Source organism: Bradyrhizobium nitroreducens (genome assembly GCF_002776695.1).
In the GTDB taxonomy this organism is placed as follows: Bacteria; Pseudomonadota; Alphaproteobacteria; order Rhizobiales; family Xanthobacteraceae; genus Bradyrhizobium; species Bradyrhizobium nitroreducens.
The window spans coordinates 5,198,334-5,217,485 of record NZ_LFJC01000003.1 but is presented as its reverse complement, the minus strand read 5'-3'; the positions used below and the strand labels follow the sequence as shown (position 1 = coordinate 5,217,485).

Sequence of the window (19,152 nt, the reverse complement as noted above, 5' to 3'; positions counted from 1 at the left end):
CTGTTCTAGCTTGCGATCCGGTCTCGCGAATGCGGTGACAGCCGGGCGCGGAACGCCGCGGTCAGGGCGGGAAGCAACCGGATGGCGTCGGTGACGATGCCCATATGGGCGAAATCGAAGATCGGCGCGTTCCTGTCAGTATTGATGGCGACGATGAGATCGGCGCCCTCGACCCCGACGCGATGCTGGATCGCGCCGGAAATGCCGGCGGCGATATAGAGCTTCGGCCGGATGGTCTTGCCGGTCTGGCCGATCTGCCGGTCCGATGTGACCCAGCCCTTCTGCACCAGCGGCCGCGAGCAGCCATATTCGGCGCCGAGGACGGTGGCGAGCTGGCGTACCAGCTGGAAATTTTCCGGCGAGCCAAGCCCCAGGCCGCCGGCGACGACGACGTCGGCATAAGCGAGATTGGATTTTGCGGAATCGCGATCAGGCAGGAACGACAGCACTTTCGTCACGATGTCGTCCTCGACGAGGCCGAGCGGATGGTTGACGACGCGGCCGACCGGACGCACGACGCGCTCCGGCATCGGCATCACGCGCGGGCGCACCGTGGCCATCTGCGGCCGGTAGTTCAGCGTGTAGATCGTACAGAGCAGCGAGCCGCCAAAGGTCGGGCGTGTCGCGGCGAGCGAACCGTCGGCATCGACATCGAGCTCGGTGCAGTCGGCCGTGAGGCCGGTGAGCAGCGTCGTCGCCACCGAACCCGCGAGGTCGCGGCCGAGCGTGGTGGCGCCGAGCAGGAGGATCTCCGGCTTGTAGGTGTTGACAACGTCGGTCAGCGCCTTGGTGTAGGATTCGTTGCGGTAGTCGGCGAGCAGATGGTCGGCGACCATGTAGACGAGGTCGGCGCCGTAGCAGAAGGATTCCGCGGCCGCGCTCTGTGTCGCCTCGCCTTCGGGTCCGATCACGACGGCCGCAAGGTCGACCTTGAGCTTGTCGGCAAGCTTGCGGCCGGCGCCCATCAGCTCCCAGGAGACGGGATGAACCTGGCCACGCTCCTGCTCGATAAAGACCCAGACATGCTTGTATGCCTTGAAATGCTCCGGCAGCTCCTTCTTGGTCGCGGCGCGGCCGGCGGCAGGAGCTGCGGTTTTCGGTGCGGTGCCCATGTGCTTGCTCCCTCTCGCCTCAATAGCCGCGCGCCAACGCCGCGAGCTCGGTTTCGAGTGCCGGCTGGCGCTTGAGGATGGCGTCGATCAGCGCCTCGGCCGGCTGTTCGCCCCCCTCGATCAGTTCCGCCTTCTCGCTGCGCGCCACGGGCGCGAAGACCCGCTTGACGATGGTGGGTGAGCCGCGCAGACCGCATTTCGAGATGTCCTCGACGCCGGCATCCTGAGCGCTCCATTTCACGATCGGCGCGCGCGCGGCGCGCAGGGCGTCCGCCATGGCGCCGCGCCGGATCTGGTTGGTCGCCTCCAGCATGGTGACGAGGCACGGCAGCCTGGTGCGCAACAGCTGGACGCCGCCCTCGGAACGCCGCTCGGCGTCGATGGTCCGGGCCGTCAGATCGAGTGCGCTGATCTTGGCGACATAGGTCAGCTGCAACAGGCCGAGCCGCTTGGCGATGCCGGGGCCGACCTGCGCGGTGTCGCCGTCAATGGTCTGCTTGCCGGTGAAGACGAGATCGGGCGCACCGAACTCGGTCGAGATCTTGCGGATCGCCGTTGCCAGCGCATAGGTGGTGGCCAGCGTATCGGCGCCGGCGAAGAATCGATCAGTCAGCAGCACGGCGCGGTCGGCGCCGAAGGTCAGCGCCTTGCGCAACGAATCCTCGGCCGAGGGGGGCCCCATGGTCAGCACCGTGACCTCGCCGCCGAACTGGTCGCGCAGCTCGAGCGCGGCTTCGAGTGCGAACAGATCATAGGGATTGATGATGGTCGGCACCCCCTGGCGCATGATGGTGTTGGTCACGGGATGCACGCGGATCTGCGCAGAGTCCGGGACTTGCTTGATGCAGACGACGATGTGCATGTGCTTCTCCAGGACTCGTCTTCAAAATTCGGTTCAGAGCAGGAACAGCAAGTGTCGTACCAACTGCGCGAGCGATGAAAATCGGATGTCGATGCAGCGACTTAGAAGAGCGACGGTATCGCTTGCATCCGCCTTAGGCAGTGGAGCCGACAACGCTGCTGCGACACGCGTCGCAAATGCGACAGAACACGGCTTCACTTCAGCGTGCCGATCTGCACCAATGTCGGCGTCTGCTTCGGCCGCGGCGCGACGGCGTCCTTCAGGACCTTGAAGACGCGCTGGTCGATCGGCGTCGAGGCGACGAAGTCCGCATAGGCGCGCTCCAGCACGGTTTTGCACCGTTCCGCCACGGTTTCGTCCGCTATTCCGGTAAAATCCTCTCCGGCGAGGTACTGACCCATGCGCCGCAGGATATGCAGCCGTGCCACGTTGACGATCTTCGGATCGTAGTCGACGCCGAGCAGCGCGAAGAACTCCTCGGCGGCCGAGGCCTTGTTGAGTTGGGTGAGAATTCCATCAGCCATTATCGGTCTCCATCGGGCTCTGCGGTACCATGCACGCAGTGCTCTGCGGCGCGGGGGCGCCGGCATCCCTGGCGCGCTTCTGCATATGGGTGAGCCGTGCCTCCAGAAACTCGACACGGTCGAGCAGCACGGCAATGGCATCGCCGACGGGGTCTGGCATCAGATGATGATCGAGGTCGATCCGGCCGACGACACGGCGATGACCGAGTTGCGGGCGCACGACGCGCGCGGGAATGCCGACAACGGTGACATCTGGCGGGGTGCTGTCGATCACGACCGAATTGGCTCCGACGCGCGAGCCGGCGCCGACCGTGATCGGCCCGAGGATTTTTGCGCCCGCCCCCACCACGACGCGATCTTCCAGCGTTGGATGGCGCTTGCCGGGGAACCACGACGTGCCGCCGAGCGTGACGCCGTGATAGAGCGTCACGTCGTCGCCGATCTCGGCGGTCTCGCCGATGACGACACACGCGCCGTGGTCGATGAAGAAACGCCGGCCGATGCGCGCGCCGGGGTGGATGTCGACATTGCTAGCAAAGCGTCCGAACCAGGACAACAGCCGGGCCGGGAAGCGCCAGCCGCCGGTCCAAAACCGGTTGGCGATCCGGTACCAGATCACGGCATGAATGCCGGGATAGGTCAGCAGCGTCTCGAGCTGGCTGCGCGCTGCGGGATCGCGCTGGCGCACGCAGCCGATGTCCTCTCGGATCAACTTCAGCAAGGACGGCTTAGCCGGTCCGGGGGGCGACGGCTCAACGAGCGGAATGTCGACGACACAGGCCATGATACCCTCACGCGCAATTGAGGAGAGAACGCTCGCGCACCTCGCGCCAGATCGCCGTCACCGTCTCCCGGCCGACGGCGCCCTTGTGCTCGACGGCGTGCTGGCGAACGCGGGCGAGCACAGTCCTTGCCTCTTCCGCATTGACGGACAGCTGTAGCTCGGCGAGCAGCGCGGTAATCGCCGCGAGGCCCGAATGCTTGCCGATCACGATGCGGTTGGAGCGGCCGAGCAGCCGCGGATCCAGCGCCTGATAGGTGCGCTGATCCTTCAAGAGGCCATCGACGTGAATGCCGGACTCGTGGGTAAAGACATGCTCGCCCACGATCGCCTTGTTGAGCGGGATGGCGCGCGCGGCCGCAGCAGCAACCACGGATGCTACCTTCTCCAGTTCGGACAGCACCACGCCGGTATCGCAGCCATAGAGTTGCTTGAGCGCGACCGCGACCTCCTCCAGCGGAGCATTGCCGGCCCGCTCGCCAAGACCGATCACGGTGACGGAAGCGTGCGTGGCGCCCGCCTTGATCGCGGCCAGCGTATTGGCGGTCGCAAGGCCGAGATCGTCGTGACCGTGGAACTCGAGCTCGAGATCCGTGGTGGCGCGAAGTGCCGCCAGCAAGGCGAAGGCGGCATCGGGGTCGAGCACGCTCAGCGTGTCGGCGATACGGAAGCGTCGCGCGCCCGTGGCCTTTGCGACTGCAATCAACTCGGCCAGGAAGCCGACATCGGCGCGGGAGGAATCCTCGCCGCCGACGGCTACGTCGAGGCCTTTGTCGCGGGCATAACCGACCACCCGCCTGACCTGCTCCAGCGCTGCCGGCCGGCCGCCGCCAAGCTTGGCGGCAATCTGCACGTCGGAGGCCGGGATCGAAACATTCACCATGGAGACGCCGGCTTCGATGGCCGCATCGACATCCGATGTCCGCATCCGGCACCAGCCGATTGCGGTCGCCGACAGGCCGGCCTCGACGATGGCGCGGATCGCGCTCACTTCGTCGTGGCCCATGGCAGGCGTTCCGGCTTCGATCTCCGTGACGCCGGCCGAGGCCAATGCGCGCGCGATCGAGACCTTCTCCGCGGTGGTGAAGGCGACGCCCGGCGCCTGCTCGCCGTCACGCAGCGTGGTGTCGTTCAGGACGACGTGTCGGGGCCGACCGCCATCCAGCCGCTTCGTCGGGTCGGAAAACACCATCCGCGCACTCCAATCATTCATTCCGATCAGGAATTCAGCAACCCTCGTGCCATCAGCAGATCGACCGCCAAGCACTTGAAATCCATCGACTTATCGGCCGCGCGAGCTTTGTCGCAAATGCGACAGCGTCGGACAGGCGACGTGTCAGATGTCGGCAGACTTGCGGCGAATATGGATGATGATGTCGAGCCGCGAGATCTCGTGACCCGGCAAAGGCTCGGGCATCTGCTGGAGGAGAAGCGTCTCGGGGACGTCGATCAGCGTGTCCTCGCCGTGAAGGTAGAAATGCGGATGAACCGTCGTGTTGGTATCGAAGAACGAGCGCGAGCCATCCGGGCCGATGCGGCGCAGCAGTCCGGCTTGGGTGAACTGGTTGAGCGTGTTGTAGACGGTTGCCAGCGAAAGCTGGATGTTCGCCTCGACCGACTCGGCAAACAGCGTCTCCGCGGTCACATGACGATGCCCCCGGCCAAACAGCAGTTCCGCCAGCAGCACACGCTGGCGCGTCGGGCGCAGGCCTGCATCACGCAGGCGGTGGAACGCCGAGCATTCGCCGTGACGGAGTTCGCGTTGCGCGGGCGGCTCCAAACCCAATGCATCGATGACGGATAGTTCCGGATACGCGTCCATGATCACCTTACGCCGTCGACATGATCGCTGGCGCCGCGCAAAAATTCCCGGCGACGCTCGGCCATGCGGCTCTCGCCGCTCTCCTCGCCGAAGCAGAGCTCGAAATCGTTGCATTGCGTGCAGACCGGCGTCGTGCACATCACGAAGCCGTCGTCCTCGCAGAGCATGCGGTAGAAGAAGCGTTTCCAGCGCATGTTCTTCGTGTTGCGGCTCGCCAGCGGCGCAAAATGGCGCATCAACAGGCGCGACAGCTCCGGCCGCTCGCGCAAGCCGAGATCTTCCCAGAGATGGTTCGGCTCCATCGCGCGCCGCGCCACCATCGCCGCCAGCCAATGGCCGACCTCGCCGTCGGTCGAGCGCTGCGCGCGCAAGAGATCGCGCACCATCATCGTCTCGTCGTCGATCTCGGAGACCGGCCTCGGCATCCAGGCGAAGGCACGGACCGTAGCCAACGGAAAATGGCGGGCGAGCAGATTGTTGAATTCCTGTTCCGAAAGGCCGGCGCGCTCCGCGATCGATCCGCCGTCCATCACTGCAGCGGCCAGGATCGAAGCCAGCACATGACGGTCGAAATCATCGTCGGCGCCGATGTCGGCTTCAGCCGGATCGCAGCCGGTTAGCAGGCGGTAGAACTCTATTCCCACATGCGGCCCATCGTTGTCGGACCCCGCCGGGAGTTGCGCCGTCGCTTCGATCGTCCTCGCTTGCACCGCAATCACGAAACGTTCCGCCGGTTATGCCGCAGGGGTCCTCGACATGTGCCGGCCTCCCCGATACGGGAGGCCGGCAGGATGGTCAGGCCGACATCGCGGCGAGCTCGGCGGCGGACTTGCCGATCTGGCTTTCGTCAACCGCTTTCATGATGCCGTGCTCCATCAGCATGTCCTCGAGCTCGTCCATCGTGATCGGAGTCGGGATGATGCCCTTGCCGCCGTTGTTGTGGATCTTGGCCGCGAGCTTGCGGTAGTGGTCGGCCTGCTGCGATTCGGGGGCATATTCCAGCACGGTCATGCGGCGCAGCTCCGCGTGCTGCACGATGTTGTCGCGCGGCACGAAATAGATCAGCTGGGTGCCGAGCTTCTTGGCCAGCGCCTCTGCCAGCTCCAGCTCCTTGTCGGTCTGGCGCTCGTTGCAGACGAGGCCACCGAGCCGGACGCCGCCGGAATTGGCGTATTTCAGAATACCCTTGGAGATGTTGTTGGCGGCGTACATCGCCATCATCTCTCCGGACATCACGATGTAGATTTCCTGCGCCTTGTTCTCGCGGATCGGCATCGCGAAGCCGCCGCAAACGACGTCGCCGAGCACGTCGTAGGACACGTAGTCGATGTCCTCATAGGCGCCATTCTCTTCCAGGAAGTTGATCGAGGTGATGACGCCACGGCCAGCGCAGCCGACGCCCGGCTCCGGACCGCCGGACTCGACGCAGCGGATGTCCCTGTAGCCGACCTTCATGACGTCCTCGATCTCCAGGTCCTCGACGCTGCCGGCGTTGGCCGCGAGGCTGAGAATGGTGTCCTGCGCCTTGGCGTGCAGGATCAGGCGGGTCGAGTCCGCCTTGGGATCGCAGCCGACGATCAGGATCCTGTGACCCATCTCGGCAAGCGCCGCAAGCGTATTCTGCGACGTCGTCGATTTTCCGATACCACCCTTGCCGTAAAACGCGATTTGTCTCAGTGAAGACATGTTGCTCTCCATCAACCGATTGCCAATGACTCCGCGCTTCTCGCGCGAGATTGCTTCTCTCTCAGAAGCGTGGGCCCGCGGGGTTCGGGAAGGAGAACATCGCTCGCCAGCGGCGTCGGCGTGCTCTCAGCCCTCACTCGTTGTTGCTGCATCCAAATAGCAACTGGCGTGCCATTCGCTGCGAGCGCTCTAAGGCGCTGATCACGCTCGCGAAATATTTCGATGCGAGCGGTCGACAGAAGCTGTGTCGAACCCTACAGAGGTACGGCCACTGTCAGAAACCGGACAAGAATCTCGGCGATGGCGGTGCAAATGCACCGCGATATCGGCGGCGCGGATGCGGAACGGAAATTGCTAACTCCCATGTCGAAGCGATGTGAGGAGAAGGACAGATGCAGATCGGTGTCGAGACAGCCAAGGCCGTCGACCAGCGGCGCGTGTTCGTGGTCGACGAGGATGAGATCACCCGCGCGGCGCTGCAGTTCATGCTGCATGACGAGATCGAGACCCACGAGCTCGCGACGCCGGAGGAGGCTTATGAAAAGGGCGTGGACTGGCTGAAGCCCGACGTCGTTCTGCTCGGCGTCTCGTTCCTGAAGGCCCGCGGCCCGGCTTTGATCGGCGAGCTCGGCGCGCAATTTCCTGGCGTGCGCGTTCTCGTCGTCACCGACAAGTCCGACGAGACCACCGCTGTCGAGGCCATGAAGGCGGGCGCCGCCGGCGCGGTGGTGAAACCGCTGACGCTGGAAGGCGTGCGCAAGAAGGTCGACACCATCCTCGGCCGCGGCGGTGCCGCACCGCTGGTCCAGCTCAGCATGATGAAATAGGAGCGCAGGCGTGGCAACCGTGCTGTTCTACCAGAAGCCGGGCTGCGGAACCAACGCCCGGCAGATCCGCGCGCTGGAAGCCGCCGGTCATCAGGTGGTCGCGAAGAGCTTGCTGGCCGAGCCCTGGACTGCAGCGCGACTGCGCGCCTTCTTCGGTGCGACACCCATCGCGTCCTGGTTCAACCCGGCCGCGCCGCGCATCAAGTCCGGCGAAGTGAAGCCGGCGGAGATCGACACGGCAGACGCGATCGCATTGATGCTCGACGATCCCCTGCTGATCCGGCGTCCGTTGATCGAAACCGATGGCGCAAGATGCGCCGGATTCGACCGCGAGCCGGTTCCGTCATTGCTCGGCGGAGAGCGTGGCGACCTTCAGGGCTGCACGCGGCCGGAGGCGATGCCGCGTTGCGCGGAGGCATAGTGTCACGCGATCTTTCCCTCTCCCCTTGTGGGCCCCTCGTGGGAGAGGGTGGCTTGCCGCGTCGTGGCGAGTCGGGTGAGGGGTTGTCTCCACGAACGCCTAATACGGTTGTGCGCGCGGAGAGAACCCCTCATCCGGCGCTTCGCGCCACCTTCTCCCACAAGGGGAGAAGGAAGAATGCATCATTCAGCTCCGTGCCAGCACCATGACCAGGCGATCGACGCGGCGGCCCTGCTTCAGGTGCTCCTCGACGATCTCGTCGATGTCCTCCGGCGTGGTCGGCCGGTACCAGACACCATCGGGATAGACGACCATCAACGGACCCGCTCCGCAGAAGCCGAGACAGCCGGATGCGGTGAAACCGATGTCGGTGAGCCCTTTCGTCTCGATCACCTTGCCGAGCCGCTCCCACAACGGGCCGCCGCCGGCCACGCCGCAGCTGCCGCGCGGGTGGCCCGGCGGGCGCTGGGTGTGGCAGGCGAAGACGTGATGGCGATAGAGCTGTGGCAGCTCGAACTCCTCGGTCATGCCGTCGCTCATGATGCCGCCACCGCAACGCCCTTGTCGTTCAGCACCGCGGCCAGCTCGCCCAGCTTGAACATCTCGCGCACGATGTCGCAGCCGCCGACGAACTCGCCCTTAACGTAGAGCTGCGGAATGGTCGGCCAGTTCGAGAACGACTTGATGCCGTCGCGGATCTCGGGATCGGCGAGCACGTTGATGCCGGTGAAGGGCACGCCGAGGCCATTCAGGATCTGCACGACGGTGCCGGAAAAGCCGCATTGCGGCGCGGCCGGAACGCCCTTCATGAACAGCACGACGTCGCTGCCCGCGATGATGTCCTTGATCCGTTGTTCGGTCGGTTCACTCATGCCTTCGTCCTTCCTTGTTCACTTCGGCACCGCCGTTTCGAGCGCGAGCGCATGCAGCGCCTCGCCCATTTGTCCCTTCAAGGCGGCGTAAACCATCTGGTGCTGCTGGATCCGGCTCTTGCCGGCAAATGCCTGCGAGACGACGCGCGCACCGTAATGATCACCGTCGCCAGCGAGGTCGGTCACGATCACATGGGCGTCCGGGAACGCTTCCCTGATCAATTGCTCGATGTCCGGTCCCGCCATCGCCATGTCGCACACTCCTGCTCTGCGAACACCTCCATGCAAGCGCCAAACCAGTTTCGGAACCCGTGTTTTCCGAGGGACTTGCACACCTCGTCGCCGGCAACATGTCCGACTTCCGACAACGCCGCGCGTGTCCATGTCGATGACGTGACGAACCCCGATGGCCTCGCCCCGGACGCGACGACGACGGCTCGCGACGCCTCGAATCGAAGCACTTTCGCAGCGTTTCTCGTCCGGCCCGGCTTTTGCTTCGTAGGGATGCGCCCGTATTCCGATACGCAAGACGAGGAACTCAGATTGTCCCATACAGATTCCGGCGGCCTCGACGTTCGGTGCCGCATCCCGACGACGGAGAGTGGCGTATGACGGCCGTCCTCGTCGATTCCGACGGCATCAATTTCGGTGAGCTCGCACCCGAGATCGACTCGCTGCTGCAGCAGGGCGTCATCAGCTATCGGCGCGACCCGCTCGAAGCCGACCGCATCTTCCGCCAGGCGCTGGAGGCCGCGCCGACGGAGCTCGCGGTCTATTTCTGCCTCTACAAGACCCACACCTATCGCGGCCGCCTCGACGAGGCCCAGAGCATCGCCGAGCGCGGATTGCGCGAGGCCGCGTACCAGGCCGGCTGGAGCCGCGATTGGCGGAGCTGGCAGCCGCAAGCCGAACTGCCCGAGGGTGCCGGCCGCTTCGCGCTCTACACCTTGAAGGCGCTCGCCTTCATCCATCTGCGCAAGGACGAACAGATACAGGCGCGCGAGATGCTCGCGGCCCTGCGCCGGCTCGACCCCACCGGTGCGGTGGGCTGGCCGGTCGTCGCGGCGCTCGCCGAAGGGCTCCAGTGAGGTAGCGATGACGACCATAGCGCTTGCCGACACCGATACGCTGATCGCCGGCATCATCGCCGCGCTGCGGACGGTTCACGATCCCGAAATCCCCGTGAACATCTACGACCTCGGCCTGATCTACCGGGTCGAACCGAAAGACGGCGGCCTGGTCGACATCGACATGACGCTGACCGCGCCGGGCTGTCCGGTCGCCGGCGAGATGCTGTCCTGGGTGGAGAAGGCGGTGAGCGAAGTCGGCGGTGTCGAAAAGGTTGCGGTGCAGCTGGTGTTCGATCCGCCATGGGATTCGTCGCGGATGACCGACGACGTCAAGCTCGAGCTCGGCCTGCTCTAGGAACAACCGGAGACCATCGGAGAGGAGAGGATGCAATGATCGAACTGACCGCCAGCGACGGAGCGAGTTTCTCCGCCTATCGTGCCGAGCCCGCAGATACACCCAAGGGCGCCGTCGTCGTCCTCCAGGACATCTTCGGCGTCACGCCGGAGATCCGCAAGGTGGCCGATGCCTTCGCGGCCAAGGGCTATGTCGCGATCGCACCGTCCCTGTTCGACCGGGTCAGGCCGGGAGTCAGTCTTGCTCACGATCAGGGCGGCAAGGCCGAGGGCGCCGCCATCAGCGCGCAGATCGGCAACGAGCAGGCGATCTCGGACATCCAGACGACCGTCGACGCGGTGAAGAACGCCGGCAAGGTCGCGGTCGTCGGCTATTGCTGGGGCGGCGACCTCGCCTACAGCGCGGCCAACAAGATCAACGGCATCGCCTGCGTGATCGGATATGACGGCAGCGGGACCGTCGCGGACTATCGCGAAAAGCGCAAGGTTCCGACGCTGCTGCATTTCGGTGCGAGCGATCCCGAGCTGCCGCTGGAGGCCATCACGCAATTCCGCGCCTGGCGTCCCGACGTCAGCGCCTTTACCTATCCCGACGCCGCCCAGGGGTTCAGCTGCAACGAGCGCGGCAATTTCCGCACGAAGGCGGCGGAGAAGGCGCTGGAGCGGACCCTGTTCTGGATCTCGCAATATGTCGAAGGACAGCAGCCGATCCCGTTGAAGAATGCCGGCGCCTATGCCCAGGCCAAGACCGAGAAAAAGAAAAAGAAGAAGGACGACGACGATCTCGGACCTCCGATGGATTGAGGGAGCCGCGCCAGATGCTGCCGACCACCATCCTCATCGACGACGCGCCGCGCTGCGTGGTGCGGCCGACCGACACCAAGGACCTCAACCGCTTCCTCCGCAACGGCAAGGAATTCCTGCTGGCCGAGCGGCCCGAGGGGAAGATCACGCATCGCGCGGCGAACGAAACCGAGATGGGCAAGTGGCGGAGCGGCCTCGCCCTGCACAAAGCGTGGGGCGGCGCCGAGGAGGAGTTCTTCGGCTTGCCGCTGTCGGACTGACGCTACGCCCCTTCAGCCGTGCCCGCCGCGCGCATCGTGCGGATTGCCGGCCTGGTTGCGCATCCAGTCGGCAAGCCTGGTGAGCGCGGCATCGAGGTCTTCCCGCGCCGCTTCGTCGACCACAGTCTCCGCCAGCGCACCGCGCATGCACAGCAGCCACGCATCGCGCTCAGCGCTGCCGATCGGAAAACCGATGTGGCGCTGGCGGAGCCGAGGATGACCCTTCTCCGGCGAATATAGCTTGGGACCGCCGGTCCATTCGGTGAGATAGCGCTTCAATACCTGCTTGGTCGATGTGAGGTCGTCCGCATGCATGGCGCGAATGCCGATCGCGTCGGGAGCCTCGTCCATCCGGCGATAAAAGCTCTCCACAAGGCGGTCGATCACCACAGGCCCGCCGATCCGCTCGAACATCGAAACAGTGACCACGGTATCGCTCATGCCGATCCCTTCCGCTATGCGCCTACTCGTCCATGCTCGGCGACAGGATAACTTCCGCCGGCGCCCCGGGGCCTTGATCGGCGACAAATTCCAACCCCGACACGCGCGAAAGTCCGTCGCCGCTTTCCATCAGCACCACAGCGTCCTCCGGCAGTTCCTTCAGTCGATCGAGCAGCTGCGCAACGGTCACACTCGCTTCCCCCCGCTAATCCGGATGGATCATGATCTCCATGGTCTCGTCATGGTCGTCGAAGGCGCTGAACGGGCGGTCGTCCTCGACCAGCCGCTCGCCGCATAGGCAAACTTCGCCGTCGACCACGGCCAGCGCGATCGGCTCCAGATTCTTGCCGCTGCAGGGCCCGCCGATGCAGAGCCCGCTGTCGATCTCGAACGTGGCGCCGTGACGGCCGCATTTCAGGAACGCGCGATCCTGCGTGAAGAAGTCGCCACTGCCGATATTGAGCCAGACCCCGTCATGCGGGCAGGCGTTGACATAGCCGACATAGGCGTTGTCGTGGCTCCGGATCACGACGATCGGGAACGGACGGCTCTCGCCGGATGCATCAAGGCGCGACAGGCTGAATGCCTTCGCGCCGCCGCGCTCGATCTCGTCGCTCGCACAGATGACGAATACGTCGATCTCTTCCGACCCCATGACGCGCTCCTCCGGCTGGTCAGGCCGCGACCGGCGCGGCCCCTGCTTCAGCGCCGTCAGCTCCTCGCGCGTCAACCGGAACACGCCCCGCCCGCCCGCGAGCGTCTGGTAGACGTCGCCGGCCTTGTCGCTGAGAAAGTTGAACCAGGCCTGCGGCGTGAGGCCGTCGGGCCGCTCGCTGATCTCGACCACGGTGCCGTTCGGCGCAAACCGCGCGTGGAGAATGACGTTCTGCGTGTCCATCGTCCCTCTCCCGCGCTCACAGGCCCGACGAGAAGCCGAGCAGCTCGATCTTGACGTCCTCGGTGCCGAGCACGGTGGCCTGGCAGGCGAGCCGCGACTTCGAGCCGACGCCAACGATCGAATCGAGCTTCTCGTTCTCGAGCTTTGCGATCTTCGACAGGCCCTTGCGCCCCTCCTGCACGAAGATGTGGCACGAGCCGCATTTGGCCTGGCCCTCACATTTGTGAGGTATCGCGATCTCGGCGCCGAGCAGCGCGGCGAGCAGCGTTGTGCCTTCGGCAACCTCGATGATCTTGCCTTCGGGCATCACGGTCAGTGTGGTCATGGTCTTCATCCTCCTTGTTGTGCGTGTCGGTGGTTCAGTAGATCGCCGCGCCGGCGCCCACATTGATCGAGGCGTCTTTCATGGTCTCGACGATGAATTCGATCTGGCTGTCCGTGAGATGGGTATGAAACGGAAGCGCGATGGCGCGATCGGCGATCTTCTCGGTCACCAGCAGATCGCCGCGCCGGTAGCCGAGATCGAAATAGTGCCGTTGCAGGTGCAGCGGATGGCTGTAGGCGGCGGCCTCGACCTGCTCGACCCGGAGATCCTCGGCGATGGCATCCCGGCTCGAGCGGGTGAAGCGGGTGCCGAGATGCACGAGATAGAGGAACCAGTTCACCTCGGTCACATCGGGCGCGACATAAGGCGGCTTGATGCCCTCGAAGGACTGCACATGCGTTGCATAGAGCTGCTCGACCAGCCGGCGGCGCTCGATGATCTCGTCGATGCGCTCGAGCTGGGCCAGCCCGAGCGCAGCCGCGAGATCGCTGAGTCCGGCCTGATAGGGCGCGGCCGAACCGACCACGACCGAAGAGCGCTCGCTCAGCCGGTGCGAACGGTGACGCCGCAGCGTCACGGCAAGGTCGATGTCGTCGGTCACGACCATGCCGCCCTCGCCGCAGGTCAGCAGCGACGGCTGCGCGAAATCGAACACGGCGACGTCGCCGAAGCTGCCGACCAGCCTGTCCTTGTAGCGCGAACCGATCGCCTCGGTGGAATCCTCCAGCAGGACGAGACCATTCCGGGTCGCGATGTCGCGGAGCTCCGACCAGGGCGCCGGGTGGCCATTGGTATTGGCCGCGAGAATGGCCCGCGTGCCCGGCGTGATGCGCTCCTCCACTTTCGCCGGCGCCAAATTGCCGGACCAATAGTCGATATCGGCAAACACCGGCCGTGCGCCGGCAAGGCTGATCGCATGTGCGGCTTCCCGGAACGAGTAGGCCGAGGCGATGACCTCGTCGCCGGCGCCGATGCCGTAGGCCTTCAGGGCGAGCAGCAGGCCGATCGTGCCGCTCGGTACCGCGACCGCATAGGCGCGGCCGACATAGGCGGCGAAGGCCTCCTCGAACGCTCCGGAAAGCGGACCATTGGAGAGCCGCGGCGAACGCAGCACGGCATCCACCGCCCCGATCTCGGCCAGGGTGACGTCGGGGTCGGACAGCGGAATGAAGTCATGGCCGGCGTCGACCGGTGCCTCGGCGGCCTCCGCCACGTCGTCATAGACGAGAGCCGGTTCGGTCATGGCTTGACCGCCCGCTTTGCCAGCACGATGCCGGTCGCGCGCGCCGGATCGTCGGTGATCTGGGCGCAGTGATCGGCGCTGTCGAGCAGATGCAGGTCGAACGCCCCGAGGCTGCAGTACGGCGTCTCCGTCACGTCGGAAGCGTCGCAGCGGATCCAGGCGAGGTGAGGAAATCTCTGACGAAGGGTCGAGAACACCTGTGGTGCCACGTCCGGCGCGGCGAGCGTCCGCTCGATCTCGGTCAGTTCGTGCATTGCCAGAGCCATCCTGCTCCCCCTACTGCCAGAATACGCGTTCGGGATCGGCGTTCAGCACATCCGTCACCGAGGTGAGCCGCTGGTGTGTCGAGTGCAGCATCCAGACGCCCCGTTCGTGATCCTTGCGGAGCAGATGCCAGGTTGCGCTCGCGCCATCGTAGTGCAGCAACGCGATTTCGATCACGCCGCCTTCGGCATCGATGTTCCGCGAGCAGCAGGGGCTCTGGATCAAATAGCCGCCAGCGACACCCTCGACGTTCGGCGAAACATAGCGATAGCGCTGCCGCGCTCTCAACGCGCGCCCGATTCGCCTGCAATCAAGCTCGTTCGGATGTACCGGCATGGCGGCATCGATTCGTCTGAGGACCGCGGCATTCATCGTGGTATCTCTACAGCGGACTGATTTCTTCTTCGAGGCAGCCGACCACCAGCCGCTCGCCGAACTCGACGAGATAGATCGGCAGATTGGCGTCGGTATGCCGGCCAACCTGCACGATCTCCCCGGTGTGGCCGACGCCGACGAGCAGGCCCTCGGCCGGCGCGTCGGGAAACGAGCCGTCGTTGTGCAGGTCCACCGCGGCCTTCACGCGCTGGCCCCATTGGTACTTCGGCAGTTTGGGCTCGATCATCATGATGCAGCCTCCGGCAGCGGAATGTCCTCGACCGCGTCGCGTGGGGTGACGGGGTCGAGCTCCTTGCGCTTCATCCCGACGCGGTTGCCGCTTTCGAGGAATTCGACGCCATAGATGTAGAATTGCTGCAGGAAGGTGCCGATCGAGACCACGTAGCCAATCTCGCCCTTCTTGGCGAGGATATCGCCGATCTCCTTGCCGGCATAGGTGCCGTCATTGCGGATAGTGCGCTTGGCCCGCACCTTCTCGCCGAAGCTGAAGAAGGGCGGTGCCGTCAGTTCGACGACGTCGCTGTCGCGGACGATGTTGCTCATGCGGATATCCCCGTTCCTCGTTCGAGCCGCACGGCGATGCGCGATCGCGCGACCTCGCGCACCAGGCTGTCCTGATCCTCGACGAGCGCCGTTAGCTCGCCGGTCGGGGCGCGGCTCGCGACCTCGTAGCGGATGCGCCAGTCCGGATCACGGCGCATGAGCGCCAGACGCTCGGGCGACAGGCGCTGCGCGACCTCGAGCCGCACAGCCGCGTCGCGGTCATTGATCATGCCGAGCAGCCATTCGTCCGGAACACGCCGGGCGACGACGCGGCGGACCTCCGCCTCCTCGTCATTGATCATCCGGCTTAGCAGCAGCGGCGACAGCCTGCGCGCGACGACCAGGCGCACGTAATAGTCCTGGTCGCCAGCCATCGGCAGCAACTCGTCGCCCTCGATCAGCGTCGCAACCCTCATCCTCACCTCGCGATGCGGATCCTTGCGCAATTGCAGGGCGTAGCGCTTGGGCAGGCGACGAACCACGTTCCAGCGCACGGTCTCGTCGGCGTCGTCGAGCAGCGGCGGCAGCAGGAACAGATTGGCGGATTTTGCCGCGATCGCGCGGACCTCGAAATGAGGATGGCCGAGATAGCCGTCGGCCAGACCGGGATTCCAGTTGAAGAACCGGTCGATCCGGCGGGCATAGCGATCGTTGACGCAGGCGTGCCGAATCCGGCAGCCGCCGGTGCCGTTCAGCGCCAGATGCGCGCATCCGGCGCAATCGACCTGGTTGCCCTGCCAGTCGAGGGCTTCATCGATGTCGTCACTCATCATCCTGCCCCATCCGGTCGAGCACGCCCAGGAGGACCTTGGCACCGATCTTGTCGGTGGGATCGAGATCGAGCAGCTTCTGCACCGCGATCCGCCCCTCTTCCGTCTGCCCCAGGCGCATCTGCAAGTAAGCGTAGCCCTTCAGTGAGAACAGGAAGAAGCGCGCGAGGATGTCTTCATAGCCGCCAAACTCGGCGTCGTCCGCCCGAACGCAGCGCCAATCGGCCGGAAGGCCGTTCTCCTGCGCCGCCTTGAGCAGACAACGCCGGGCAACATCGAGCGCCTCGGCGAGACGTCCCTTGTAGAAATAGAATCGATAGAGGCCGATCAGCACCGCGGCGTGGCCGGGCGCGAGTGCCTCGGCTTCACGCAAATGATGCTCCGCGATGTCGTCCAGGTGATAGGACAGACCGGCCTCCCACAAATGACGCTCGGCCTCGCTCGGCAGGCCGCGGCCGAGCAAGGCGCTGGTGACGAGCGCCTCGTTGATCTCGACTTGCGGGCTGACGAAATTGTCGGGCATCATTTGCGTCTGCTCAATGGTGGCTGCACGAAACCTGCTTCGGATCGCGGAACACGAGCCCGGTCTGGGTCGGCGTATCCGCGAAGTCGATGGTCACGCCGTCAAGCAGCAGCCGGCTTTCAGCCGGCAGGAACAGCTTGACGCCGTCGCGCTCGACCACGGCATCGCCGGCCCTGGGCTCGGCGAGCACGTGTATGTCGGCGGCAAGGCCCGAGCAGCCGCCGGGACTGACGGCAAGACGGAAGCCGCTGCCCGAGCCGCCGTCAACGCGGAGCATCATGCGCATGAATTTCTGCGCCGCCGGTGTGATCGTGAAATTCATCTCTTTCCTCCCTCAGACCGGTGCCTGGTAGCGCGGCAATGACGTGTCGATGACGCAAGTATTGTCGACCGGACACACCGCCACGCATTGGGGCTCGTCGAAATGGCCGATGCATTCGGTGCATTTCTTGGGATCGATCACGAACGTCCCGCCCTTCTCACGGATGGCGACGTTCGGGCATTCCGGCTCGCAGGCCGAGCAGCTGGTGCACTGCGAGGCGATGATCTTGAACGGCATCGAACTCTCTCCTCAAGCCGCCGAGATCAGCGCGCCCTGGCGGATGGCGGCATCGCCGCGCTCCACGTGCGCGATCTCGCCGCCGTTGACCTTGTCGAGATAAGCCTTGAACCAGGAGATCGCCGACTTCTCGATGAACTCATGGGCGTATTGATCGACCGGCTCGATACCCGCCTTGATCAGGTCGCCCTTCGGGCAGCCGCCGATCTTGGCGACGAACACCGCGTGGCAATCGTTGATGGCACGGATGATCGTCTCGAGACTGTCTTCTTCTCCGTAGCCACCCTGGCAGTAGAGGTCGACGCGGCGATGACCGACGAATTTCGCGCCTGCCGTGGAGAGCTCGTAGACTTGGAATTCCTTGGCGTGACCGAAATGCTCGTTGATCAGGCCGGAACCCTTCGTCGCGACCGCCACCAGCACCTTGATGTCGCTTGAAGCACCGGCGAGCTCGGCAAGCTCCTCCTGCTTGGCCGTGACCTTGGCGACACGCTCCTCCTCGACCTTGGCCTGATAGGCCTTACGGGTGTCGGCGTCGTACTTGACCTCCATCGCCATGATCTTCTCGGTGGTGAACTCGGCGCTGCGGTCTTCGCCAAGCAGACCGACGGCGTCGGCGCGGCACTGGCGGCAATGCCGCATCATGTTCATCTCGCCTTCGCAGGAGTCCTGAAGCGCCTTCAGCTCCTGTGCGCTGGGGCCACGTTGCCCGTTCAGGCCGAACACGGTGCCGTGCTCGGGCGCGGAAATCAGCGGCATGATGTTGTGCAGGAAGGCGCCCCGCGACTTCACCGCCTTGTTGACCTCGACCAGGTGCTGGTCGTTGATCCCCGGGATCATCACCGAGTTGATCTTGCAGAGGATGCCGCGCTCGGTGAGCATCTCCAGACCCTGGAGCTGCCGGTCGGTCAGGATCTTGGCGGCCTCGTAGCCGGTGTAGCGCTTGTGCTTGTAGAAGATCCAGGGATAGATCTTCGCGCCGATCTCCGGATCGACCATGTTGATGGTGATGGTGACGTGGTCGACATTGTACTTCGCGATGGTGTCGACGTGATCGGGCAGCATGAGGCCGTTGGTCGACAGGCACAGCTTGATGTCGGGCGCCGTATTGTAGATCAGCTCGAAGGTCTTGAAGGTCTTGTCCGGATTGGCCAGCGGATCGCCGGGACCGGCGATGCCGAGCACGGTCATCTGCGGAATGGTGGAGGCGACCGCGAGCACCTTCTTGGCGGCCTGCTCGGGCGTCAGCTTCTCGCTGACCACGCCGGGGCGCGATTCATTGGCGCAGTCGTATTTGCGATTGCAGTAGTTGCACTGGATGTTGCAGGCCGGCGCGACCGCGACATGCATGCGGGCGTAGTGGTGGTGCGCCTCCTCGCTGTAGCACGGATGGTTCTTCACCTTCTCCCAGATCTCGGTCGGGAGGTCGCCCTGCCCCGCCGACGATCCGCAGCTCGCCTTGCCGCTGCCGCCGGTGGTACCGCAGCCCTTGTGCTCGGCGATGGCCTGCATGATTTCGCCGACATCGGCGACATTGCTGCTGCTCGCGTCGTGTTGCGCTGAAACGTCCATGTGCTCAATTCTCCTTGCAAGCCGAACAGATTTTGCGGGGCTCGGATTTCGAGAAGCGTCCTAAGAGTCGTTCTAGAAAGGTATTAGCAACCCACATGCCATCGTCGCGTCCGCGACTTTCTTCGTTCGCTTCAATGAGTTAGCGGACTCACGGAACAGTGTCGGATTGCCAACGCGTGTTGGAAAGGTGACAGACGCGACATCGTCGACAGGATGCATCGAT

General features: G+C 64.7%; 31 protein-coding genes and 1 pseudogene. 6 read left to right on the top strand and 26 right to left on the bottom strand.

What is annotated here, in order from left to right:
• Positions 1–5: 5 nt before the first annotated feature.
• The 8 genes from TSA1_RS25325 to nifH all read right to left on the bottom strand — a co-directional run bounded on the left by TSA1_RS25325 (position 6) and on the right by nifH (position 6,787).
• Positions 6–1,112 carry an electron transfer flavoprotein subunit alpha/FixB family protein gene (locus TSA1_RS25325; protein WP_100178702.1) on the bottom strand — a complete coding sequence of 369 codons (1,107 nt, stop codon included), beginning with the start codon at positions 1,110–1,112 and terminating at the stop codon, positions 6–8.
• 19 nt (positions 1,113–1,131) lie between these two features.
• Positions 1,132–1,974 carry an electron transfer flavoprotein subunit beta/FixA family protein gene (locus TSA1_RS25320; protein ID WP_100178701.1) on the bottom strand — a complete coding sequence of 281 codons (843 nt, stop codon included), beginning with the start codon at positions 1,972–1,974 and terminating at the stop codon, positions 1,132–1,134.
• Positions 1,975–2,168: 194 nt separating this feature from the next.
• Positions 2,169–2,498, bottom strand: coding sequence for a nitrogenase stabilizing/protective protein NifW (nifW, locus tag TSA1_RS25315; RefSeq protein ID WP_100178700.1), 330 nt, complete (start codon positions 2,496–2,498; stop codon positions 2,169–2,171).
• Positions 2,491–3,282 (bottom strand): serine O-acetyltransferase, encoded by a 792-nt coding sequence (gene cysE / locus TSA1_RS25310; RefSeq protein ID WP_100178699.1) that lies wholly within the window; start codon positions 3,280–3,282, stop codon positions 2,491–2,493. The genes nifW and cysE overlap by 8 nt, the downstream gene beginning before the upstream one ends.
• Before the next feature lie 7 nt (positions 3,283–3,289).
• Positions 3,290–4,471 (bottom strand): homocitrate synthase, encoded by a 1,182-nt coding sequence (gene nifV / locus TSA1_RS25305; RefSeq protein WP_100178698.1) that lies wholly within the window; start codon positions 4,469–4,471, stop codon positions 3,290–3,292.
• Between the two features lie 144 nt (positions 4,472–4,615).
• Positions 4,616–5,101: a Fur family transcriptional regulator Irr gene (gene irr / locus TSA1_RS25300; protein WP_100181332.1), complete on the bottom strand. Its 486-nt coding sequence runs from the start codon at positions 5,099–5,101 to the stop codon at positions 4,616–4,618.
• A gap of 2 nt (positions 5,102–5,103) precedes the next feature.
• Positions 5,104–5,820 carry a nitrogen fixation protein NifQ gene (locus tag TSA1_RS25295; protein WP_100178697.1) on the bottom strand — a complete coding sequence of 239 codons (717 nt, stop codon included), beginning with the start codon at positions 5,818–5,820 and terminating at the stop codon, positions 5,104–5,106.
• A gap of 76 nt (positions 5,821–5,896) precedes the next feature.
• Complete coding sequence (nifH, locus tag TSA1_RS25290) at positions 5,897–6,787, bottom strand: nitrogenase iron protein (protein WP_100181331.1); 891 nt, start codon at positions 6,785–6,787, stop codon at positions 5,897–5,899.
• A gap of 392 nt (positions 6,788–7,179) precedes the next feature.
• Between nifH and TSA1_RS25285 the strand changes: the two genes are divergently transcribed.
• Together TSA1_RS25285 and TSA1_RS25280 are read left to right on the top strand one after the other, a co-directional pair.
• Entirely contained in the window at positions 7,180–7,614 is a 435-nt protein-coding gene (locus tag TSA1_RS25285) for a response regulator (RefSeq protein ID WP_100178696.1), read from the top strand.
• A 10-nt stretch (positions 7,615–7,624) separates the two neighbouring features.
• Positions 7,625–8,035, top strand: a complete 411-nt coding sequence (locus tag TSA1_RS25280; RefSeq protein ID WP_100178695.1) for an ArsC/Spx/MgsR family protein — start codon at positions 7,625–7,627, stop codon at positions 8,033–8,035.
• Between the two features lie 186 nt (positions 8,036–8,221).
• On the opposite strand, the gene TSA1_RS25275 is transcribed toward TSA1_RS25280, so the two are convergent.
• From TSA1_RS25275 to TSA1_RS25265, 3 genes are read right to left on the bottom strand one after another with little or no spacing between them, the layout of a single operon-like run.
• Positions 8,222–8,575, bottom strand: a complete 354-nt coding sequence (locus TSA1_RS25275; protein WP_100178694.1) for a (2Fe-2S) ferredoxin domain-containing protein — start codon at positions 8,573–8,575, stop codon at positions 8,222–8,224.
• Complete coding sequence (gene grxD / locus TSA1_RS25270; RefSeq protein ID WP_100178693.1) at positions 8,572–8,907, bottom strand: Grx4 family monothiol glutaredoxin; 336 nt, start codon at positions 8,905–8,907, stop codon at positions 8,572–8,574. The genes TSA1_RS25275 and grxD overlap by 4 nt, the downstream gene beginning before the upstream one ends.
• Before the next feature lie 18 nt (positions 8,908–8,925).
• Positions 8,926–9,159: a BolA family protein gene (locus TSA1_RS25265; protein ID WP_100178692.1), complete on the bottom strand. Its 234-nt coding sequence runs from the start codon at positions 9,157–9,159 to the stop codon at positions 8,926–8,928.
• Between the two features lie 356 nt (positions 9,160–9,515).
• On the opposite strand from TSA1_RS25265, the gene TSA1_RS25260 reads away from it, so the two are divergent.
• The 4 genes from TSA1_RS25260 to TSA1_RS25245 are packed head-to-tail and all read left to right on the top strand — an operon-like array spanning position 9,516 to position 11,395.
• Positions 9,516–9,995: a hypothetical protein gene (locus TSA1_RS25260; RefSeq protein WP_100178691.1), complete on the top strand. Its 480-nt coding sequence runs from the start codon at positions 9,516–9,518 to the stop codon at positions 9,993–9,995.
• A gap of 7 nt (positions 9,996–10,002) precedes the next feature.
• Positions 10,003–10,332, top strand: coding sequence for a DUF59 domain-containing protein (locus TSA1_RS25255; RefSeq protein WP_100178690.1), 330 nt, complete (start codon positions 10,003–10,005; stop codon positions 10,330–10,332).
• A 35-nt stretch (positions 10,333–10,367) separates the two neighbouring features.
• Positions 10,368–11,135 (top strand): dienelactone hydrolase family protein, encoded by a 768-nt coding sequence (locus tag TSA1_RS25250; protein WP_100178689.1) that lies wholly within the window; start codon positions 10,368–10,370, stop codon positions 11,133–11,135.
• A 14-nt stretch (positions 11,136–11,149) separates the two neighbouring features.
• Positions 11,150–11,395 carry a hypothetical protein gene (locus TSA1_RS25245; protein WP_100178688.1) on the top strand — a complete coding sequence of 82 codons (246 nt, stop codon included), beginning with the start codon at positions 11,150–11,152 and terminating at the stop codon, positions 11,393–11,395.
• 12 nt (positions 11,396–11,407) lie between these two features.
• Here the strand turns inward: TSA1_RS25245 and TSA1_RS25240 are convergent, their stop codons facing one another.
• The 15 genes and pseudogenes from TSA1_RS25240 to nifB all read right to left on the bottom strand — a co-directional run bounded on the left by TSA1_RS25240 (position 11,408) and on the right by nifB (position 18,929).
• A complete protein-coding gene (locus TSA1_RS25240) occupies positions 11,408–11,836 on the bottom strand; it encodes a group II truncated hemoglobin (protein WP_100178687.1) in 429 nt (142 codons plus the stop codon).
• Between the two features lie 22 nt (positions 11,837–11,858).
• Positions 11,859–12,026, bottom strand: a complete 168-nt coding sequence (locus tag TSA1_RS39850; RefSeq protein ID WP_174719064.1) for a hypothetical protein — start codon at positions 12,024–12,026, stop codon at positions 11,859–11,861.
• 15 nt (positions 12,027–12,041) lie between these two features.
• Positions 12,042–12,491: a Rieske (2Fe-2S) protein gene (locus TSA1_RS25235; protein ID WP_100181330.1), complete on the bottom strand. Its 450-nt coding sequence runs from the start codon at positions 12,489–12,491 to the stop codon at positions 12,042–12,044.
• A 45-nt stretch (positions 12,492–12,536) separates the two neighbouring features.
• Positions 12,537–12,734, bottom strand: a pseudogene (locus TSA1_RS25230) (hypothetical protein); the annotation flags it as partial.
• Positions 12,735–12,750: 16 nt separating this feature from the next.
• Complete coding sequence (locus TSA1_RS25225; protein ID WP_100181329.1) at positions 12,751–13,059, bottom strand: 2Fe-2S iron-sulfur cluster-binding protein; 309 nt, start codon at positions 13,057–13,059, stop codon at positions 12,751–12,753.
• Between the two features lie 34 nt (positions 13,060–13,093).
• Positions 13,094–14,302: a DegT/DnrJ/EryC1/StrS family aminotransferase gene (locus tag TSA1_RS25220; RefSeq protein ID WP_100178686.1), complete on the bottom strand. Its 1,209-nt coding sequence runs from the start codon at positions 14,300–14,302 to the stop codon at positions 13,094–13,096.
• Complete coding sequence (locus TSA1_RS25215) at positions 14,299–14,568, bottom strand: DUF6129 family protein (protein ID WP_100178685.1); 270 nt, start codon at positions 14,566–14,568, stop codon at positions 14,299–14,301. Before TSA1_RS25215 ends, TSA1_RS25220 begins: the two co-directional genes overlap by 4 nt.
• Positions 14,569–14,578: 10 nt before the next feature.
• Positions 14,579–14,938 carry a DUF3024 domain-containing protein gene (locus TSA1_RS25210; protein ID WP_100178684.1) on the bottom strand — a complete coding sequence of 120 codons (360 nt, stop codon included), beginning with the start codon at positions 14,936–14,938 and terminating at the stop codon, positions 14,579–14,581.
• 10 nt (positions 14,939–14,948) lie between these two features.
• A complete protein-coding gene (locus TSA1_RS25205; RefSeq protein ID WP_100181328.1) occupies positions 14,949–15,188 on the bottom strand; it encodes a nitrogen fixation protein NifZ in 240 nt (79 codons plus the stop codon).
• Positions 15,188–15,505, bottom strand: a complete 318-nt coding sequence (locus TSA1_RS25200; protein ID WP_100178683.1) for a nitrogen fixation protein NifZ — start codon at positions 15,503–15,505, stop codon at positions 15,188–15,190. The genes TSA1_RS25205 and TSA1_RS25200 overlap by 1 nt, the downstream gene beginning before the upstream one ends.
• On the bottom strand, positions 15,502–16,275 hold the full coding sequence (locus TSA1_RS25195) for a 4Fe4S-binding leucine-rich repeat protein (RefSeq protein WP_100181326.1): 774 nt from the start codon (positions 16,273–16,275) through the stop codon (positions 15,502–15,504). The genes TSA1_RS25200 and TSA1_RS25195 overlap by 4 nt, the downstream gene beginning before the upstream one ends.
• Positions 16,268–16,798 (bottom strand): tetratricopeptide repeat protein, encoded by a 531-nt coding sequence (locus TSA1_RS25190; protein ID WP_100181327.1) that lies wholly within the window; start codon positions 16,796–16,798, stop codon positions 16,268–16,270. The genes TSA1_RS25195 and TSA1_RS25190 overlap by 8 nt, the downstream gene beginning before the upstream one ends.
• Positions 16,799–16,811: 13 nt before the next feature.
• On the bottom strand, positions 16,812–17,120 hold the full coding sequence (locus TSA1_RS25185; RefSeq protein WP_100178682.1) for a HesB/IscA family protein: 309 nt from the start codon (positions 17,118–17,120) through the stop codon (positions 16,812–16,814).
• A 12-nt stretch (positions 17,121–17,132) separates the two neighbouring features.
• Complete coding sequence (locus tag TSA1_RS25180) at positions 17,133–17,357, bottom strand: 4Fe-4S binding protein (protein WP_100178681.1); 225 nt, start codon at positions 17,355–17,357, stop codon at positions 17,133–17,135.
• Positions 17,358–17,369: 12 nt separating this feature from the next.
• Positions 17,370–18,929, bottom strand: coding sequence for a nitrogenase cofactor biosynthesis protein NifB (gene nifB / locus TSA1_RS25175; RefSeq protein ID WP_100178680.1), 1,560 nt, complete (start codon positions 18,927–18,929; stop codon positions 17,370–17,372).
• Between the last annotated feature and the right edge of the window lie 223 nt (positions 18,930–19,152).

Bases quoted from the DNA above. Each gene is read 5' to 3' on its own strand.
- TSA1_RS25190 (WP_100181327.1), bottom strand. From the start codon at position 16,798: ATGCCCGACAATTTCGTCAGCCCGCAAGTCGAGATCAACGAGGCGCTC.
- TSA1_RS25205 (WP_100181328.1), bottom strand. From the start codon at position 15,188: ATGATCGAGCCCAAACTGCCGAAGTACCAATGGGGCCAGCGCGTGAAG.
- TSA1_RS25240 (WP_100178687.1), bottom strand. From the start codon at position 11,836: ATGAGCGATACCGTGGTCACTGTTTCGATGTTCGAGCGGATCGGCGGG.
- TSA1_RS25215 (WP_100178685.1), bottom strand. From the start codon at position 14,568: ATGGCTCTGGCAATGCACGAACTGACCGAGATCGAGCGGACGCTCGCC.
- cysE (WP_100178699.1), bottom strand. From the start codon at position 3,282: ATGGCCTGTGTCGTCGACATTCCGCTCGTTGAGCCGTCGCCCCCCGGA.
- TSA1_RS25285 (WP_100178696.1), top strand. From the start codon at position 7,180: ATGCAGATCGGTGTCGAGACAGCCAAGGCCGTCGACCAGCGGCGCGTG.
- TSA1_RS25250 (WP_100178689.1), top strand. From the start codon at position 10,368: ATGATCGAACTGACCGCCAGCGACGGAGCGAGTTTCTCCGCCTATCGT.
- TSA1_RS25180 (WP_100178681.1), bottom strand. From the start codon at position 17,357: ATGCCGTTCAAGATCATCGCCTCGCAGTGCACCAGCTGCTCGGCCTGC.
- TSA1_RS25210 (WP_100178684.1), bottom strand. From the start codon at position 14,938: ATGAATGCCGCGGTCCTCAGACGAATCGATGCCGCCATGCCGGTACAT.
- TSA1_RS25225 (WP_100181329.1), bottom strand. From the start codon at position 13,059: ATGACCACACTGACCGTGATGCCCGAAGGCAAGATCATCGAGGTTGCC.
- TSA1_RS25245 (WP_100178688.1), top strand. From the start codon at position 11,150: ATGCTGCCGACCACCATCCTCATCGACGACGCGCCGCGCTGCGTGGTG.
- TSA1_RS25235 (WP_100181330.1), bottom strand. From the start codon at position 12,491: ATGGGGTCGGAAGAGATCGACGTATTCGTCATCTGTGCGAGCGACGAG.
- nifW (WP_100178700.1), bottom strand. From the start codon at position 2,498: ATGGCTGATGGAATTCTCACCCAACTCAACAAGGCCTCGGCCGCCGAG.
- nifH (WP_100181331.1), bottom strand. From the start codon at position 6,787: ATGTCTTCACTGAGACAAATCGCGTTTTACGGCAAGGGTGGTATCGGA.
- nifV (WP_100178698.1), bottom strand. From the start codon at position 4,471: ATGGTGTTTTCCGACCCGACGAAGCGGCTGGATGGCGGTCGGCCCCGA.
- TSA1_RS25260 (WP_100178691.1), top strand. From the start codon at position 9,516: ATGACGGCCGTCCTCGTCGATTCCGACGGCATCAATTTCGGTGAGCTC.
- TSA1_RS25220 (WP_100178686.1), bottom strand. From the start codon at position 14,302: ATGACCGAACCGGCTCTCGTCTATGACGACGTGGCGGAGGCCGCCGAG.
- irr (WP_100181332.1), bottom strand. From the start codon at position 5,101: ATGGACGCGTATCCGGAACTATCCGTCATCGATGCATTGGGTTTGGAG.
- TSA1_RS25320 (WP_100178701.1), bottom strand. From the start codon at position 1,974: ATGCACATCGTCGTCTGCATCAAGCAAGTCCCGGACTCTGCGCAGATC.
- TSA1_RS25195 (WP_100181326.1), bottom strand. From the start codon at position 16,275: ATGAGTGACGACATCGATGAAGCCCTCGACTGGCAGGGCAACCAGGTC.
- TSA1_RS25185 (WP_100178682.1), bottom strand. From the start codon at position 17,120: ATGAATTTCACGATCACACCGGCGGCGCAGAAATTCATGCGCATGATG.
- grxD (WP_100178693.1), bottom strand. From the start codon at position 8,907: ATGAGTGAACCGACCGAACAACGGATCAAGGACATCATCGCGGGCAGC.
- nifB (WP_100178680.1), bottom strand. From the start codon at position 18,929: ATGGACGTTTCAGCGCAACACGACGCGAGCAGCAGCAATGTCGCCGAT.
- TSA1_RS25265 (WP_100178692.1), bottom strand. From the start codon at position 9,159: ATGGCGATGGCGGGACCGGACATCGAGCAATTGATCAGGGAAGCGTTC.
- TSA1_RS25255 (WP_100178690.1), top strand. From the start codon at position 10,003: ATGACGACCATAGCGCTTGCCGACACCGATACGCTGATCGCCGGCATC.
- TSA1_RS25200 (WP_100178683.1), bottom strand. From the start codon at position 15,505: ATGAGCAACATCGTCCGCGACAGCGACGTCGTCGAACTGACGGCACCG.
- TSA1_RS25325 (WP_100178702.1), bottom strand. From the start codon at position 1,112: ATGGGCACCGCACCGAAAACCGCAGCTCCTGCCGCCGGCCGCGCCGCG.
- TSA1_RS25275 (WP_100178694.1), bottom strand. From the start codon at position 8,575: ATGAGCGACGGCATGACCGAGGAGTTCGAGCTGCCACAGCTCTATCGC.